Source organism: Mycobacterium sp. 141, assembly GCF_000382405.1.
Classification (GTDB): domain Bacteria; phylum Actinomycetota; class Actinomycetes; order Mycobacteriales; family Mycobacteriaceae; genus Mycobacterium.
Map to the genome: position 1 here is coordinate 65,480 of NZ_KB908262.1, position 19,148 is coordinate 84,627.

Genomic DNA, 19,148 nt, shown 5'->3' on the forward strand with positions numbered 1-19,148 from the left:
GCCTCGTCAATTACGAGGCGTCCAACCGAGTGAATTCGTCCTGCTGGTACTGCTCTGCGCAGGCGGCGCGGCGGATCTTGCCGCTCGTCGTCGTCGGGATCGACCCGGGAGGTACGAGCACGAGATCCCCGACGTTCAACCCGTGCGCATTGGAGATCGCGGAGGTGACGTCGCTCTTGACCGCACTGAACCAGTGCACGGCCTCGACTGTGGACTCCGTGCGCTTCTTGACCTCGATGACGGTGACCAGCTTCTCGGTGCTGTTCACCGGAACCGAGATCGCCGCGACCCGGCCACCGGTGATCTGCTGGACCGTCGCCTCGATGTCCTCGGGGTAGTGATTGCGCCCGCGGATGATCAGCAGGTCCTTGATGCGCCCGACGATGAACAGCTCACCACCGGAGACGAAGCCCAGATCGCCGGTTTTCAACCAGGGCCCGGCAACCGTGCCGGGTGTTGGGTCGGCGAGGGTGGCACCGAAGCACTCCTGCTCCTCGGGTGACCGGCGCCAGTACCCGGCTGCGACGTTGTCGCCGTGCACCCAGATCTCGCCGACCACGTCCTGCGCGCATTCCTGGTTCGTGTCGACGTCGACGATCCGCACCGCCGGCGATTGCGGCAGCTTGTACTTGACGAGCGCTGAGCCGCTCCCGGCCGAGCACCGCTTGACGCGACCGGCCGACAATTCATCGGTATCGAAGGCGACAGCCCCCGACGAGTCACTCCAGATGCCACTTGCCACGTAGACGGTCGCCTCCGCCAGACCGTACGAAGGCCGCAGCATGTGGTCACGGAAATTGAAGTGGGCAAACCGATCTGCAAAGCGTTCCAAGGTGGCCGGGTCGACCCGCTCCGCACCGTTGATGATGCCCAGCACTCCACCGAGGTCGAGTCCCGCGAGATCGGCGTCCTTGGTCTTACGGGCTGCCAGGTCGAATGCGAAGTTGGGCGCGGCGGAAAAGGCACCGGAATTCTCGGCGAGCGCCCGTACCCATCTGGACGGCTTCTCCAAGAAGGCAACCGGGCTGGTCAGCGCTGCCGGATAGCCGCCCAGGATGGGTGCGCAGACACCTAGCACCAATCCCATGTCATGGTAGAAGGGCAACCACGACACGATCGTCCTGTCGGTTGCGGACTTGACTCTCGCATCCGCGAACAAGCCGTGCATCAGCTGCTCGAAATTCGTGTGAAGGTTGCGGTGCGAGATCATCACCCCGGTGGGCAGCCGCGTCGAACCGGAGCTGTACTGCAGATACGCCGTGCTGGGGAACTCAGCCGCCTCGGTACTGGGTTCGCCTTCGGCATCCAGGTTGAGCGCATCGACCGCCACGATCTTCGGCACGGTGTCCATTTCTGACTGATCGACGTAATTGCCGACATCCTGCGCGACAGCGGACGTCGTGAGGACAACCGCCGGCGTTGTATCGGCGATGACCGCACTCACACGATCATGGCTCGAGCCGCGATGAGGCAGCGGTAGCGGAACCGCGATAAGCCCTGCCTGCATGGCTCCCAGGAAGGCCAGGATGTATTCCAGGCCCTGCGGGGCCAGGATCAGTGCCCGATCGCCGACCTCTCCGTGTGGCCGGATCTCACGTGCCATGTTCATGGTCCGGCGGGACAGCTGCGCCCACGTAAGACTCGTCGCGACGCCCGCCGGGTCGTGTTCGTAGTCGGTGAACGTGAAGGCCACATCGTCGGGACGCAGGCTGGCACGTCCGTGCAGCATCGAGAGAATGGTTGATTGGGTAGACATCACATCACGTCCGTAACTAGTCGAATCTGTCGGCTCGGTGTCGTAATCAGCCGGCACCCTTGGGGTTCAGCACGGACATCGCGGCGTTGACGATCTCCGACATGGGATCGGTACCGCCGCCGAACGTCGCCTTGTTTGCCGGTGCGGTGACTTCCGCGGGGTCGAAACCGTGCACCGGGTCCACTGTGACCGGAGCGGTCGCCGGATCGTCGTTTCGCGAATAACCCGCATTGACCATGGGCAGCAGCACCGCATCCAGCTGGTTGAGCGTGTTCTGGTCATATCCCAGGTACTTGAAGGGCAACACCAGCGGCAGATGCTCCTCGGGGATCAGGTACGTCGTCGTCGTCGCACCCTTGGAGTTGACCGTCGTCCGGATGTTCTGCGGCGGGACATTGCTCGGATTGGTGAACGCAATCGCGGTGTGACCGGTGGCCAGCCCGGCGATCGCGTTGATGACGCTCATCCAGTTGTCGGGCCGGTCCGGCCAGTCGGCGATGCTGTCGTAGGCCGAGACGAACTGGTCGGTGTGGTACTGACTGTCCACAGGAGCCGGCATGCGGTAGTCCATGAACGGTACGACGCTGCCGACGGGAAAGTTCTGGGTCAGGAAACTCGCGTTGAAGGGGCTCTTGGCGAGCGGGTCGCCGAACGTCGCGAAGGACAGTTGGTCTGGCGGCGGAGCCGTCGGATCGTTGGCCAGGCGCGCCTTCACGGCATTGAGCACGAGCGCTCCCTCGGACAACCCCATTGCCTTGCCTTTACCGCCTTTGCGAATGGCGGCATCGAGATTTCCTTCGCCCTGGTCGACCGACTCGCCGATGCTGGGACCGTCCAGCCCCAGACCGGGCTGGATCTGCTCGCCGATCGCACCGATACCGGGGAAGAGACGTTCCAGGGTGTGGCCCTGAACCTGTCCTGCCGGATAGTCGACCTTCACCCGCTTCAAACCGGGGAACCACTGCTCACCCGTCATCCGGATGTACTCATCGTAGGGAATACCGAGAACATGAGCCCCGCCCAAGGCGTACGCGGTTCCACGGTCTGGATTCGCAGGGGCCGGCGGTCTGGACGACACCGAGTCATCGGCCCACGCGCTCCCAACAATGCCGAAAGATCCTGTGACGCTGGCGGTCACCAGCAGTGCAAGTCCAGCTAGGAGTTTCTTCATGTCCACTCCCATCGCCCCGCTTCGGTTCGTAGTTTCACATACATCACGTGCACGCGTCCGGCCCGCCCCGCCTGAGAAATTGCTCCCTCACGTCGGCAGCAACTTTATTGCTCCTCACGTCGGCAGCAATTTTTTTGCTCCTCACGTCCGCAGCAACTTTATTGCTCCTCACGTCCGCAGCAACTTTATTGCTCCTCACGTCCGCAGCAACTTCGACTTGATCAACCGCGACGGCCAGAAATTCGCCTGCCCTACCAATGTTGCAATGGCAGGCACCGTAATGGTGCGCACCACGAAGGTATCCAGCAGGATCCCCACACCGATCACGAAGCCGCCTTGAACCACGAGACCGATGCTGGAGAACAGCAGACCTGCCATGGAGGCCGCGAAGATGAGGCCCGCCGCGGTGATAACGCCGCCCGTCGAACCCAAGGTGCGAATGACGCCGTACCGCACACTGTGCAGAGACTCGTCGCGCAATCGCGACACCAGCAGCATGTTGTAGTCGGCGCCCACGGCGACCAGCACCACGAACGCCAATGGCGGCACACTCCAGTGCAATGGCTGGTGGAGTAGGTATTGGAAGGTCAGGACGCTGACTCCCATCGCCGCGAAATACGAGATCACCACAGAACCGACGAGGTAGAGCGGCGCCACGACCGACCGCAACAGCAACATCAGGGTCAGCAGCACGACGATGAGCGTCGCGACGATGATGTAGCGGATGTCCTGCTGGTAATAGTCGCGGGTGTCGCGCAATGCGGCGGGGAACCCGCCCATCGATATCGTCGCGTCGGCCAGCGCGGTGTTCGGCTGGGCGCCCCGAGCGATGTCCTGAATCTGATTGACCTGGTCCATCGCTTCAGAGCTGAACGGGTTGAGCTTGGTTTGCACCAGGTACCGCGCCGAGCGACCGTCCGGCGAGACATACGCCGCGGAAGCCTTCTTGAAGTCCGGCAGGCCCAGCACTTCGGCTGGGATGTTGAATCCCGCCTGTGACGGGTCCGCAGCATCGGTCCGCATCGTTATCAGGAATGCCGAAGCCTGATTCAGTCCGTCGGCGATCACCTTGACCTGTTTGACGAGTTCGTCAACCCCGCCTGCCACTTCGCGGCTGCCGCCGGCCAGCCGGTCGGCCCCTTGTTGCAGCTGCCTCATGCCGGCCTGCGGGCCGCCGGGTTTGTCGAGACCCAGGGTCTTGACCACCTTGGAGACGCTCGCCAGGGCGGCGTTGAGCTTGTTGACCGTCGCGGTGAGGGTCTGCTTGTCGTCGACCCCCTGGAGTTGATGCGCGAGATCGTTGATCTGGTCAAGGTTTCCGTCGCCCCGCGAGTCGCTCAGTTTCTGGAACTGGGCGCGGGTTTCGCTGCACGACGGGTTGGCATCGCAGACCGCATTACCGTTCAGCGCCTGCAGAACCGGGTCGATCCATCCGAAGATGTTCTTGACGGCCGAGAAGTTGTACCCCATGGAGTTGGCGAGCGTGTTGATGCTCTGCACCAGCTTGGCCGCGGTTTGGACGTCCTTCACCAGTTTGTCGCCACCGTATTCGGTGCGCACCGAGGACATGGTGTCGACCAGGCTCTGAATACTGGGCGCCACCTGCGCGATCTGGGTGCGCACGTCGGCGAGGCTGTCGGCCAGGGTGTTGGCCCCGTTCGTCAGTCGGTTGAGGTCGCCGGTGCGCTGGCCGATCTGATCGGAACCGTTTGCCAGCCGGTCACCTACCAGGCCCGCCTGGTAAGTGGCCCGGAACTCGGGCGGCACGTCGCCGAGGGGCCGGGTGATTCCGCTGACCATACCGACATCGGGCAACTGCGCGACCCGTGAAGCCATCTGCTCCAGGTCCGCCAGCGCACGCGGTGTACGCAGGTCGTGCGGCGACTGCACGAAGATGTATTCGGGAATGGACTGGGCGATGGGGAAATGGCGTTCGACCGCGGCGTACCCGATGGAACTCGGTGCCGACGCCGCCACCACCTTGCGATCGTCGTAGCTGTATCGCGCGAAGATCGCGCAACCGGCCAGTAGGGCCAACACGAGCAGGCTGGCAGCCAGGTGCGCCACGGGCCGACGCACGATCCGAATACCGGAGCGCCGCCAGAATCGAGCGGTCAGCTCGCGCCGTGGCTTGACCCAACCACGTGGCCCGGCCAGCACCAAGATCGCAGGCAACAGGGTCAGGCCGGCGACGAACGCGACAGCGATACCGATCGCCGACGACACCCCGACCGTTCTGAACACTCCCATCTTGGAGAAGCTCAGGAGAAGAAACGTCATACCCACCGTGGTCGCGGATGCGGTGATCACCTTGCCGATCGAGATCATCGCCTTCTTTACGGCCTGATCGGAATCCGCGCCCGAACGCAAATAGTCGTGATAGCGGCTAATGAGAAAGACCGCATAATCCGTTCCGGCGCCGGCCATGATCGCGCTCAGGAACACCACGGACTGGTTGGAGACACCCGAACCGGTCAGCTCGGAGAAGCCGGCTACCAGTGCTTGTGCGATCACGAGCGACGATCCGATGGTCACCAACGGCAGCAGCATGGTGACCGCACTTCGGTAGACCACCAACAGCACCGCGAGGACCAGGACCGCGATCGCGATCTCGATCGGCAGGCGATCGCGTTGACCCGCGACGGTGAGGTCGGCAGCGGTGGCCGCAGGACCGGTGACGTGCACCTGCGTCGTGCTGCCGGCTGTACTACGAGCCACGATCTCGGAAACCCGGTTGAACGACTCGAACGCCCGGGGCGTGCCCAGCTCACCCGCGAGACCCACCGGTAACACCCAGGTCGTCTTGTCCTCACTGGTCATGAACTTCCGCAGCTGAGGGGTGGCGATGAAGTCCTGCACACTCACGACATCGGCCTGGTCGTCGCGCAATGCGTCGACCAGCTTGCGGTAGGTCGCCTCGTCGGCGGGTCCCAACCCCTTCTCGTTGATCAGCGCCACCAACAGGAGGTCGTCGTTGCCCGGTTCGTGAAACGCCTCGGTCATCTTCTGCGCGGTGACGCTCGACGGCGCATCGTTGGGCAGGATGGCCAGCGGATGCTTCTCCGCCATGTCGCTCAGCGACGGGAAGGCCAGCGGTAAGGCGACGAGCAGCGCCACCCAGACCCCGATCACCGCCCAGGGCCAGCGCACCACGAGATCGGCTAACCGTCGCATGTCGCGCTCACCTGGCCATCACCATCCGTGTTCCTCGCGGTTATCCCGTGCTCCTCGCGTCCGCAGTGTTATTCCGTGCTCCTCGCGTCCGCAGTGTTATCCCGTGCTCCTCGCGTCCGCAGTGTTATCCCGTGCTCCTCGCGTCCGCAGTTTTGCTCTCCGCTAGGCGACGCGGCCCCAGTCTCCGCTGTCAGCAACCCGTCCGGATACCGACTTCATCGCCTCCAGGTAGCGAGTCACCGATTTCTCGGCGACCGGATTGTCGGGATGCATGATCGCCATGACCGTGCCTTCCCCGTACCGGAATATGTAGATCGTCAATTGATAGGAGAACCGATTGTCCGGATACATTCCGATATTGTTCGCGAGGCCCAAGTCGCCCGCGGCGAGGATGGCGTTGAGCGGTGCCGCGCCACCATGCAAGAAGTTCGACACCGGGAAGTTCGGACGAGGCCAGTTCAACCACGGCGCCAACTCCAGTACTCGGTAATACGGAACTCTCGCCATGTCGAGGCTCGAATCGAAAGAAGCCTGCGCTGCCCATGCGGCATCACTGAAAGAGGTCGCCGCGACCGGCACGGTGATGGGAATCAAGCCGGTGAACCAGCCCTGTGTCATGAAATTGTCGCTGGCGGTGCGGGAATCCCTCGGAGTGAGCCCGTAATACGTGAGCGCACCGGTGAACTCGTGCTCCACCAGAGCCAGACAGGCAAACAATCCACCGACGAAGCGCGCTCCGGCCGCCGAGCAGGCCGATTCGAAACGTTCCGTCTGCGCCGGGGACATCAGGACCTCCGAGCTCCAGGCACTACTGGTCGACTCGTCCGGGTTGCCCAGCGGCAGCGGGAATTCGGGGAAACCGTCACTGTTGTTCGCAGCGAAGTCAAGCCATGCCCGCACTCCCGGCGAATCCACCGTCAGCGCCGACGTGTACTCGCCCTCGCGCACACAGAAGTCATCGAAGCTACCGGCATCGGGCAGCACAAGGGCTTGACCGCTGCCACTCATCGCCGAATACATGCCGTTGGCTTCCATCATCGTCGTTCCGATCAACGTCGCGTCCCCGTGAACGTGATCCATGGCAGCGAAGAAGGTGAAGTGACTTTCGTTCTGAACGATCCCGAAAGTGAAGCAGCCCCATTCCAACGGATTCGGTATGTCGACGACATGGGCACGTATTTCGTCCGCCGTCATGTGACCCTGATCGACCGGTACGAATTCGATGTCGGCCGGATCGTCGAGGGCATGGCGGATGAAGTCACCTTCACCGGTCCGTTCGAACCAACTGCGGAATGTGTCGTGCCGACGCAGGTAGGTGTTGACGGCGTGGTCCATAGCCGAGATATCGCACTGACCGGCCACCTCACAACTGGCGATGATCTGCCGGGAGAAGTTCAAACCCGCAGCTGTGCGTTCGCTGTAGTTACGAAGATGCTGGCGCTGCATGTAGCTAACCGGAACCGGGCTGACCGGCGCTCGCTTCGCCTTTTCCTGAGCGGCGGGCGTGGGGTGCCAGGACGTGACCACGCCTGAACTCAACGACCATTCCTCAAGTGCGCCAACCGTTATCTTCCCGATGCGCAAAAGCTCGTCCCCTCTCAGGACTCCCGGTTAAAGCTGGATCCAGGGTCGGCATGACCCGTCGCGGCACAACATACCCTCGGTACCACCGCAGCCGTCCAGTACAGGTTCCTGGCAGGGCAGCGAACGGCGCACGCCCCGGCTGGGCACGCCTATAGTGTGCGTCGAGTTGATCGACCGGGCGCTGCGGGGAGCGCGGAGTCTCAACCTGACCGCGATGCAAGGAGGACAACGCCATGGGATCCGTCGAGCGTCCGATCGAGCCGCCGCCCCGTTTTGCCGTCGTCGGCTACGCGGCACGGTTCCCAGGAGCACCGGATGCCGAGACGTTCTGGGATGTGCTGCGAGAGGGCCGCGACGCGATCTCGGAAGTACCCGAGGACCGCTGGGACGCCGACGAGTTCTTCGACCCGGAACCCGGTACGCCGGGCAAGGTGGTGACCCGTCGGGCCGGTTTCGTCGACGACGTGACGGGGTTCGACGCGCCGTTCTTCGGCATGTCGACCCGCGAGGTCAGGTTGATGGACCCGCAGCATCGACTCCTGCTGGAGACCGCTTGGCGCGCGGTGGAGCACTCGGGGATCGCGCCGACAGCTCTGGCCGAGACCAACACCGGTGTGTTCGTAGGTTTGGCCACCCATGACTACCTGGGAATGGCCTCCGACGAGCTGACCTATCCCGAAATCGAGGCCTACATGGCCATCGGGACGTCGAACGCCGCAGCTGCCGGGCGGATCAGCTACCGACTGGGGCTGCAGGGCCCCGCAGTCGCCGTCGACACCGCGTGCAGCTCGTCCTTGGTGGCCATCCATCAGGCCTGCCAGGCGCTGCGCCTGGGCGAATGCGACCTCGCGCTGGCCGGCGGGGCGAACGTCCTGCTCACGCCGGCAACCATGATCACGTTCTCCAACGCGCACATGCTTGCACCCGACGGCCGGTGCAAGACCTTCGACGCAGCCGCGGACGGCTATGTGCGTGGCGAGGGTTGTGGCGTCATCGTCATCAAAGGTCTCGAGGACGCGATCCGCGACGGTGACCGGATCCGGGCCGTGATCCGCGGCAGCGCGATCAACCAGGACGGCGCATCGGGCGGACTGACGGTGCCCAACGGCGTCGCTCAGCAGCGCGTCATCACCGATGCGCTCAAGCGCGCAAACCTCGAACCCAGCGACGTCGGATACCTGGAAGCGCACGGTACCGGTACCTCGCTGGGCGACCCGATCGAAGCCCAGGCCGCGGGCGCGGTGCTCGGCGCCGGACGCGAACCCGACCGGCCGTTGTTGATCGGCTCGGCGAAGACCAACATCGGGCACCTGGAAGCCGCTGCGGGCATCGCAGGCGTCATCAAGGTCATCCTGTCGCTCGAGCATGAGACATTGCCCAAGCATCTCCACTTCGAGAACCCGTCGCCGCACATTCCGTGGGACCGCCTTGCAGTGGAGGTGGTGAAGGAGACCATGCCCTGGGAGCGCAATGGGCAGCCACGTATCGCCGGGGTCAGCTCGTTCGGGTTCGCCGGCACCAACGCGCACGTCATCCTCGAAGAAGCCCCGGAGCCGGCGGCGGCACCGCAATCGGTCGAGCAAGCCGGGTTCAGCATCCTTCCGCTGTCCGCGCGGACACCGGCCGCGCTCGTCCAGCTCGCCGACGAATATCGCAGCTGGTTGATCTCACACCCCGAAGCCACCTTGGCCGACGTGTGCTTCACTGCCGGCGCGGGGCGAGCACACCTGGAACACCGGGCCGCCTTGGTGGTCAACTCGAGGGAATCCGCCACCGAGCTACTCGGCGCGCTCGCGGATGACCGCCCCGCACCCGGTTTGGTCCGCGGAGAATCCCACGAGGCGCCGAAGACGGCGTGGCTGTTCACCGGCCAGGGCAGCCAGTACCCGGGCATGGCCCGCGAGTTGTTCGCCACCGAGCCGGTGTTTGCCGAAACCGTGAAGCGCTGCGCGGCCGCGGTCGCGGATGTTCTCGAAAAGCCGTTACTGGACGTGATTTTCGATGCTGAAGCGAGCGAAGAGACGCTGCGGCAGACCTCCTATGCCCAGCCGGCGTTGTTCGCGCTAGAGATGGGGTTGGCCCGACTGTGGCAGTCGTGGGGCTTCGAGCCGGACGTGGTGCTGGGCCACAGCGTCGGCCAGTATTCGGCGGCCTGCGTCGCGGGCGTGTTCAGCCTCGAGGACGGCGCGCGACTGATGGCCGAACGGGGTCGCCTGTTCGGAAGCCTGCCCGCGGGTGGCCGCATGGTCGCGGTGTTCGCCGGTGCCGAGCGGGTCGAGAGCCTCACCGACGAATTCCCGACGCTGTCGGTCGCCGCCTACAACGGCACCAACACCGTATTGTCCGGGCCCGCAGAGGATCTGGAGAAGGCGGTCGCCCGGTTGACGGCCGACGGCATTCGGTACGACTGGCTGGAAACCAGCCACGCCTTCCACTCGGCGCTGCTGGATCCGATCCTCGACGAGTTCGAGTCCTATGCGAATCAGTTCACTTTCAAAGCACCACAACGGATTCTGATCGACAATCGCACCGGTGCCGCACTCGGCCGGAGCGTCAAACTCGATGGCGCCTACTGGCGCCGGCACGCACGCCAACCAGTGGAATTCGCCAAGAGCGTACGGACGCTGGCGGACCTGAACTGCAAGGTGTTGCTCGAGGTCGGCCCACGACCGGTGCTCACCGCCGCAGCGTTGGGCGCGTGGCCCGATCCAGCCACCGCGCCCCGGGTGATCGCCTCCCTGCGGCGAAACATTGCCGACAACCGGCAGATCACTGAAGCTGTCGCAGACGCCTACGTGTTGGGCCATCTGCCCGACTTCGCCGCCTTCCGGCAGCCTCATGCGCGCAAGCTCGATCTGCCCACGTATCCGTTCGAGCACCGCCAGTATTGGTATCGCGACAACAGAGATCAGGCTGAGCATCAGCCACAACAGCACGTTGCCGCGCGCACCCAGGCCGTCCGGCTCCTCGAGGACGGCCGGATCGAAGAGCTCGCAGCCCTGCTCGACGGCGCGGGCAGCGACCAACAGACCGTGAGCATCCTGACCAAGCTTGCGGCACAACACAATCAGCAACGCTCGACCCAGTCGATCGCCGACGACCGCTACGAGTTCCGCTGGGAGAAGGCGGTTACCCCGCTCTCCGGTGCGGAGGCCGGGGCGAGTTCCTGGATTCTCATCGGCGACGACTCCGATGCCGTCAAGCCTCTGGTCGACGCGCTCACCGCGCGTGGGCAGCAGCATCGTCTCCTCGCTCTGCCCGTCTCCGACGCCGACGAGGCGCAGCTCGCAGATGCGTTGCGCGCCGCGGTAACCGATGGTTCGACGCTGCGCATCGTGAATGTCACCGCGCTCAACTCAACCGGTGCACCGTCGATGCGATCACTGCTGCGGATGCAACATCAGGTCATGACCGGGACACGGCGGCTCCTCCGCGCTGCGGTCGCCGCCGGCCTGAGAACACCCATCTGGCTGGTTACCCGCGGCGCACAGCACGTCACCGACGCAGACACCGTGGCTCCGGAGCAGAGTGCCCTGTGGGGATTCGGCCGCGCAGCGGCGCTGGAACTGCCGCAACTGTGGGGTGGATTGGCCGACCTGTCCGCGGGTAGCGCCGACGAATGGTCCGGGTTGCTCGGCCGGATCACGGCGGCACCCGACTCGTCCGTCCGGGAAGACCAAGTCGCGCTGCGTGATCAAGCGGTCTACGTACCCCGGTTGGTGCGCAGGGAGGAATTACCGAGCGGTAAGCCACTCGAACTGCGTGCCGACGCAACGTATCTGGTGACCGGCGGGCTCGGCTCCATAGGACTCGAGATCGCCGGCTACCTGGCCTCGCACGGCGCCAAACATCTGGTGTTGACCAGTCGGCGTGAGCCCAGCGACACCGCCGCGCAGCGGATCGAGGGACTGCGTGCCCAGCACGGCTGCGACGTCCGGGTGTTCACAGCCGATGTCGCCGACGCGCACGATGTCGCGCGACTGCTGGCCGGCGTGCGGGCCGAGCTGCCGCCGTTGGCGGGCATCGTCCACGCTGCCGGCGAGATCGGCACCACTGCGCTGAGCGAGCTCGATTCTGAATCCCAGCAAGCCGAAGTGGATCGCGTCTTCGCCGGGAAGGTTTGGGGTGCATGGCATTTGAGTGAAGCGGTGGCTGACGAGAAGCTCGACTTCTTCATCAGCACCTCCTCGATCGCCTCGGTCTGGGGCGGATTCGGTCAGACCGCCTACAGCGCGGCCAACGCATTCCTGGACGGGCTGGCCTGGCGCCTGCGCGAGCAGGGCGTCGCCGGCGTCAGCGTCAACTTCGGCCCCTGGTCAGCAGGCATGGCCGACGCGGAATCTCGGAAGCGCCTGGAACAGCGCGGAATCCGGACACTCTCGCCTGCCGATGCACTGGCCGGCCTGGCCGACGTGGCGGCATCCCCATCGGCACAAGGCGTCGTCGCCCGCATCGACTGGGCCCGCTTCCTGCCGCTCTACCAGCAAGCGGGCCGGCGGGCATTCCTGGCGGAGTTGGAGCGTGAGGTACCCACCCAGGTGTCCGTGACGCAGTCCGGCACTGCCTCCGGGAAAACCCAGCTGGTCGAACGGCTCGCAAGTGCCCCGGTTCAGCAGCGCAAGAAGCTGCTCACCGATTACCTGCGCGACGCGGTGGCAGAGGTGACGCGCGTGGACTCCACGGAGATCCGCGAGGACGCAGGCTTCTTCGACCTCGGCATGGATTCACTGATGGCCGTCGAACTGCGCCGCCGCATCGAACAAGGCGTCGGTGCGGAGATACCGATCACCCTCGTGATGGATTACCCCAGGCTCTCCGATGTGGCCGACTACCTGCTCGGCGATGTGCTCGGGCTCAGCGAGCAGGCCAAGTCGGTACCTCAACCGGCCTCGGTGCCCACCAGCACCGACGAACCGATCGCGATCGTCGCGGTGTCGTGCCGTTTCCCCGGCGCCCCCAACCCGGAAGCCTTCTGGGACCTGTTGTCCGGCGGTGTCGATGCCATCCGGGAAATCCCGGAGGACCGCTTCGACATCGACGAGTTCTACGACCCGGATCCGGAGACGGCGGGCAAGACCTACACGCGCTTCGGCGGATTCCTCGACGGAATCGACGGATTCGATCCCGAGTTCTTCGGCATCTCTCCGCGCGAGGCGCTCTGGATCGAGCCCCAGCAGCGGCTGATGCTCGAAACGGTGTGGGAAGGCTTGGAACGAGCGGGCTACTCGCCGGCCTCTTTGCGCGGCAGTCGAACCGGCATCTTCGCGGGCGTGGCTGCCAATGAGTATGCCCATCTGCTGTCGTCGGAGTCGATCGACAAGATCGAGCCGTACTTCATCACCGGCAATGCCCTCAACGCCATCTCCGGTCGAGTTGCGTTCGCGCTGGGATTCGAAGGCCCGGCAATGGCCGTCGACACCGCGTGCAGCTCGGCGCTGGTCGCGATCCATCAGGCCTGCCAGGCACTGCATTCCGGGGACTGCGACCTGGCGTTGGCCGGTGGAGTCAACGTCCTGCTGTCTCCGGTGACGGTCGTCGCCGCCTCCCGCGCGCGGATGCTGTCTCCCGTCGGGCGATGCAAGACCTTCGACGCGTCCGCCGACGGCTACGTGCGCAGTGAAGGCTGCGGCATCCTCGTGCTCAAGAGGCTCAGCGATGCTCAGCGTGACGGCGACCGGATCTGCGCGGTCATTCCCAGCAGCGCGGTGAACCAGGACGGTGCGTCCAGCGGTTTGACCGTGCCCAATGGTGGTGCACAGCAACGGCTCATCGGAACGGCGCTCGCGCGCGCCGGGTGGACCGGCGGGGATGTCGACTACCTCGAGGCGCACGGTACGGGCACCCCGCTGGGCGATCCGATCGAGGTCCAGGCGGCCGCCGCCGCCTACGGCGCCTCGCGCGAGGCGGACCGGCCGTTGCTGATGGGCTCGGTGAAGACCAACATCGGACACACCGAATCCGCTTCGGGCGCAGCAGGACTGATCAAGGTTGTGTTGTCGCTGCAGAACGAGGTACTCCCGCAGAGCCTGCACTTCGAGAACCCGTCACCGCACATCCCATGGGACTCGCTCTCGGTGCGGGTGGTGGACGAGGCGATTCCGTGGCAGGCCAACGGCAGGCCCCGGCGTGCCGGCGTGAGTTCATTCGGGTTCACCGGCACGAACGCGCACGTGCTGATCGAGGAAGCGCCGACACCGGCTGAATTCGCGCCGGAGACGCCGGCCGAGAGCCCAGGTGTCAACGTGCTGGCACTGTCCGCGCGGTCACCGGAAGCCCTGGTGACGTTGGCAAAGCGCTACGGGGCGTGGTTGGACGCCCACCCGGACGCCGATCTCGCCGACGTATGCGTCACCGCGGGCGCGGGCCGTTCGCACTTCGAACATCGCGCCGCGCTGGTCGTGGATTCGTTCGCCGACGCGCGCGCGGGACTCGCGGACCTTGCCGAAAACCGCACCCGGCCTGGCGTGCTCCGTGGCGAGCACACCAATCGTCCGACGACAGCCTGGTTGTTCACCGGGCAGGGCAGCCAGTACCCGGGAATGGCACGCGAGTTGTTCAGCGCCGAACCGGTTTTCGCCGAAACCGTGAAGCGCTGCGCGGAGGCGGTCGACGACATCCTGCCGCGTCCGTTGCTGGAGGTCATGTTCGCCACGGACAGTGACGCCGGAGAAAGGCTGCGGCACACCTCGTTTGCCCAGCCGGCACTTTTCGCCGTCGAGATGGGCTTGGCCCGGCTGTGGCAGTCATGGGGTGTCGAGCCCGACGTGGTGCTGGGTCACAGCGTGGGCCAGTACGCAGCGGCATGTGTGGCGGGAGTGTTCAGCCTCGAAGACGGTGCACGTCTGATCGCCCACCGCGGCCGACTGTTCGGCAGTCTCCCCGCGGGTGGGCGAATGGTTGCGGTGTTCTCCGACCCCAAACACGTCGAGCAGATCGCGAGCGAATTTCCGCGCGTGTCGGTCGGCGCCTACAACGGTCCCAACACCGTGCTTTCTGGCCCCGGCGAAGATCTGCAACAAGCGGTCAACCGATTCGAGGAAGACGGCATCCGCTGCACCTGGCTGGAGACCAGCCATGCCTTCCACTCAGAACTGCTGGATCCGGTGCTCGACGAGTTCGAGGCATTTGCGGCGCAGGTGCAATTCGCTGCCCCGACGCTGCCGCTGGTCTGCAACCGCACCGGTGCGGTGCTCACGCCCCAGACTCCGCTCGACGCTCAGTACTGGCGGCGGCATTCCCGCCAGCCGGTGCAGTTCGCCGAGAGTGTGCGCACGGTGGCGGCGCTGGGCTGCTCGATATTGATGGAGATCGGTCCGCAGCCGGTGCTCACCGGAGCCGCGGTACAGGTCTGGCCGGCGCACTTGGCCGCGCCACGGGCGATCGTCTCGCTGCGCAAGGGCGTTGGCGACCGTCGCCAGATGGCCGACGCGGTGGCCGCAGCCTACGTCGGTGGCCACCGGCCGAATTTCGCTGCACTGTATGGTCAGCCACATCGCAAGGTGGAGCTGCCCACCTACCCGTTCCAGCATCGTCGCTTCTGGCCCAAGACAGGTGGGCTCGCCATAGAGGGGTCGGTCGGCTCTGCGGGATCCGGAATCCTCGGCAGCGCCAAAGATCTCGCTTCCGGCGACTCGGTCTACACGAGCAGGCTGTCCGTCAAATCGCAGCCCTGGCTCTCCGACCACGTCATCTACGGCACCGTCGTCGTTCCCGGCGCGACCTACGCCGCGATGGCACTGGCCGCGGTAGGCACCCCGGCGCACGCCAAGGACGTCTTCTTCTACGAGCCGATCATCCTGCCCGAGAAGAGTTCCCGCGAAGTGCAGTTGACATTGCACCCGGCCAACGGCGGCGGCGAATGGAAGTTCCAGGTGCACAGCCGTCCGTTCGGTGTCAGTGACGCCGAATGGTCGTTGAACGCCGAAGGCACTGTGGTGAGCGGCGTCGGCGACGACACCGGCGAACCGGCGTCCGAGGACGATCCGATCGACGAGGCCATCGAGCGCATGAACCGCATGCGTCCGCAGGAACTGTTCGAGACCTTTGCCGACCTGGAACTGGCATGGGGACCGAACTGGTCCGGTTCCCTGAAGTCGCTGTGGCTTGGTGAGGGCGAGGCGATCGGCGACATCCTCGTCGGCGAGGAACTCGCCGAACACCTCGGAACCGAGCCGATGCACCCCGTGCTGATGGACTTGTGCACCGGCGTCGCCTTCCCCGCGTTCCCAGCGCTGCTCGCGGCCCAACAGGGCGTCAACGACCTGTTCCTGCCGTTGCGGTACGGGCAGGTGACGCTCAAAGAGAAGATGCCGCGACGGTTCTACTGCCGTGCGAAGTGGCATGAGAGCGCCCTCGACAGCGAGACTCAGGTGTTCGATCTGGAATACCTCGATCGAGATGGCCGTCATCTCGGCGGAATTCGCGAGTTCACGGTCAAACGCGCACCTCGCGAAGCACTGCTGCGCGGCCTCGGCGGCGACGCCACCCGGCTGCTGTACACCCTCGGCTGGCACGAGGTTCCGCTACCGCCGTCCGGCGATGAGGCCGCAAAGGTCAGCGGCACCTGGCTGATCGCCGGGTTCGACGAACTGGCCGCCAAGGTGCCCGGCTGCGTCCGATTCGACCGGAACGCCGATCCGGAGCTCCTGGGACAGCTGCTGGTTCAGGCACACGAACGCGGCATGGGGTTCTCGGGTGTCGTGTGGCGTAGCAGCGGACCGGGCGCAGACGCGGCGGCGGACGCCGAGACGCGTCTCGAAGCTGAGATCGCCAACCTGCTGAGCGCCGTGCACACCGTGCAGGATGGTCAGGTCAGGCTGCCCGGCGGTCTTTGGATCGTCACCGAACGGGCCGTCGCCACCGAGTCCGGTGAGCCGGTCGATCCGGTGCAGGCCGCGCTGTGGGGCTTCGGTCGCACGACGATCAACGAGGAACCGGCACTGCGAGCCAAACTCGTCGACTGCGACGGGTCGGACGAGGCTGTACAGGCCTTGACCACCCTTTTGGCGGCACCGGTGGATGAACCGGAACTGGCTCTGCGGCAAGGAAAGCTACTGGCTTCCCGGTTGTTGCCGTGGGCGCGCAGCGGGCATCTCACGGTGCCGCGCGGTGGCGACTACGTGCTGGCGCCCACCGAACGCGGCGCGATCGACAACCTGCGGCTGATCGAGAAGGACGTGCCGGCGCCGGACGAGGGCTACGTACAGGTGCGGGTGGAGGCCGCGGGTCTCAACTTCCGCGACGTGCTCAATGTCCTCGGGCTCTACCCGGGCGACCCGGGGCCGATCGGTGGCGACTTCGCCGGCGTCGTCACGCAATTGGGTGAGGGCGTAACCGGGGTTGCGGTGGGCCAGCGTGTCTATGGCTCCATGCAGGGCGCGTTCTCCAGCCGGTTCAACGTGCCTGCTCAATTCCTGGCGCCGATCCCCGACGGGGTGAGCGCGGTGGAAGCTGCGACGATTCCCGCCGCGGCGCTGACGGTACGGCTCGCGTTCGACTGGGCGCAGCTGAAGCCCGGTGACAAGGTGCTGATCCACGCGGCCAGCGGTGGCGTCGGGTTGGCAGCGATCCAGATGGCGCAGCAGTGCGGCGCCGAGGTGTTCGCCACGGCCAGCACCTTCAAGCGTGCGACGCTACGCAGGCTGGGTGTGAAGCACGTCTACGACTCGCGCACAACGCATTTCGCCGATCAGATCCTGGCGGACACCGACGGCGCGGGCGTGGATGTGGTGCTCAACAGCCTGACCAGCGAAGGGTTCATCGAGGCGACGCTGAAGGCCACTGCCAAGCACGGCCGCTTCGCCGAGATTGCCAAACGCGACATCTGGTCACCCGAGCAGATGGCCGAGGCCCGACCCGACATCGCGTACGAGATCGTCGCTTTGGACACGGTGATGTTCACCGAACCCGATCGCATTCGCGACTTGCTGACCGAGGTGTCGGAGGGGCTGGCCGCAGCCGATGGCTCCTCGCGCAAGCACTCCTCGGCAGCCGACGGCTCCTCGCGCAAGCACTCCTCGGCAGCCGACGGCTCCTCGCGCAAGCGCTCGTCGGCAGCGCTGTGGACGCCATTGCCCGCCGAGATCTACCCACTGACCGAGGCGCGGGCCGCGTTCCGCCGCATGCAGCAGGCGCGGCACATCGGCAAGATCGTCGTGCAGATACCGAACCCGCTGCAGCCGCAGCCCGATCGGAGTTACCTGATCACCGGCGGGCTCGGGGCAATCGGTCTGCACACGGCGTCGTACCTGGCCCAACTCGGAGCCGGTGACATCGTGTTGACCAGCCGGCGGGCGCCCGATGCCGACGCGCAACGGGCGATTGAGGAGATCACCGAGCGCTACAAGACCCGAATCCACGTCTTCACTGCCGATGTCGGCGACGAGGCCCAGGTGGCGAAGCTGCTGGAACGGATCAGGGACGAGTTGCCGCCGCTCGCGGGTGTGGCACATCTGGCCGGCGTGCTCGACGATGCACTGTTGGGTCAGCAGAGCGTCGAGCGGTTCCGGACCACGTTGGCGCCCAAGGCGTTCGGTGCGTGCTACTTGGACCGCCTGACGAAAGACGACGATCTCGACTTCTTCATCGTGTCGTCGTCGGTGTCGAGCCTGTTCGGTTCACCCGGTCAGTCCAACTACGCGACTGCTAATGCTCTGCTCGACGGCCTGATCGCGCAGCGGAGGGCGCAAGGCCTGCCTGCCACGGGTGTCAACTTCGGTCCCTGGGCCCAAGGCGGCATGGCCTCGTCAGAAGCCGCGACCGCCAACATCAGTGCGCAGGGCCTGATTCCACTGGAACCGTCGGCGGCGCTCGCGGCGCTCGCCGAGGTCGTCGCCAACGGCACCGGCCAGGCCACGGTCGTCAAGGCCAACTGGCAGCGGGCCGCCAAGGTGCTGGGCAGTTCACGTCCACCGATCCTCGACCTCGTGTTGCCGAGTGCCGTCGGTGAGGTCGTCGGTGACAGCGAGGTCCTCAAGCAGCTGCTCGAGATCCCGGTGCCGCAGCGGGCCGGGTTCGTGACCGAGTTCCTGCAGAAGGAGGTGCAGAACTTCCTGCGGCTGGCACAACCGCCGGCCGCGACCAGCCGCTTCCTGGACCTGGGCACGGATTCGCTGATGGCAATCGAACTCCGCAACCGGCTGCACAGTCAGTTCGGCGGCAAGTTCACGCTCAACGCCACCGCGGTGTTCGATTATCCGACCATCGGTGGGCTGGCCGAGTACCTCGTGGGTCAGCTGCCCGACGCGGATGAGCCGGAATCGACGGAGGCACCGGACACACCCGAGTCACCGGAGACTGCGGAGTCGGTGGGGCCGGACACGCCGCGCGAAGCGCAGCAGGAGGACTGACCCCGGCTGAGACGCAAGACTGCCTCAAATCAGCTTGGCTGGTGCGGGGCAGTCTTGCGTCTGTCAGACAGCAGGGCATCGGCGAGATCATGATTCAAAGTTGGCGGTGTCGGTG

The 19,148-nt window shown here is 65.4% G+C and carries 5 protein-coding genes; 1 reads left to right on the forward strand and 4 read right to left on the reverse strand.

What is annotated here, in order from left to right; translation table 11 throughout:
* Positions 1–10 precede the first annotated feature (10 nt).
* The 4 genes from H276_RS0112910 to H276_RS0112925 form a co-directional block, all read right to left on the reverse strand.
* Positions 11–1,756: an AMP-binding protein gene (locus H276_RS0112910; protein WP_081625469.1), complete on the reverse strand. Its 1,746-nt coding sequence runs from the start codon at positions 1,754–1,756 to the stop codon at positions 11–13.
* 46 nt (positions 1,757–1,802) lie between these two features.
* On the reverse strand, positions 1,803–2,927 hold the full coding sequence (pe, locus tag H276_RS0112915) for an acyltransferase PE (protein ID WP_051111433.1): 1,125 nt from the start codon (positions 2,925–2,927) through the stop codon (positions 1,803–1,805).
* Between the two features lie 195 nt (positions 2,928–3,122).
* Positions 3,123–6,101: an RND family transporter gene (locus H276_RS0112920; RefSeq protein ID WP_026356933.1), complete on the reverse strand. Its 2,979-nt coding sequence runs from the start codon at positions 6,099–6,101 to the stop codon at positions 3,123–3,125.
* A gap of 162 nt (positions 6,102–6,263) precedes the next feature.
* Positions 6,264–7,685 (reverse strand): condensation domain-containing protein, encoded by a 1,422-nt coding sequence (locus H276_RS0112925; protein WP_026356934.1) that lies wholly within the window; start codon positions 7,683–7,685, stop codon positions 6,264–6,266.
* Positions 7,686–7,918: 233 nt separating this feature from the next.
* Between H276_RS0112925 and H276_RS22960 the strand changes: the two genes are divergently transcribed.
* Complete coding sequence (locus tag H276_RS22960) at positions 7,919–19,033, forward strand: type I polyketide synthase (RefSeq protein ID WP_019971735.1); 11,115 nt, start codon at positions 7,919–7,921, stop codon at positions 19,031–19,033.
* Positions 19,034–19,148: the final 115 nt, after the last annotated feature.

What these genes read in the sequence shown, in the direction of transcription:
- H276_RS0112910 (WP_081625469.1), bottom strand. Translation starts at nt 1,756, where the DNA reads ATGTCTACCCAATCAACCATTCTCTCGATGCTGCACGGACGTGCCAGC.
- pe (WP_051111433.1), bottom strand. Translation starts at nt 2,927, where the DNA reads ATGAAGAAACTCCTAGCTGGACTTGCACTGCTGGTGACCGCCAGCGTC.
- H276_RS0112920 (WP_026356933.1), bottom strand. Translation starts at nt 6,101, where the DNA reads ATGCGACGGTTAGCCGATCTCGTGGTGCGCTGGCCCTGGGCGGTGATC.
- H276_RS22960 (WP_019971735.1), top strand. Translation starts at nt 7,919, where the DNA reads ATGGGATCCGTCGAGCGTCCGATCGAGCCGCCGCCCCGTTTTGCCGTC.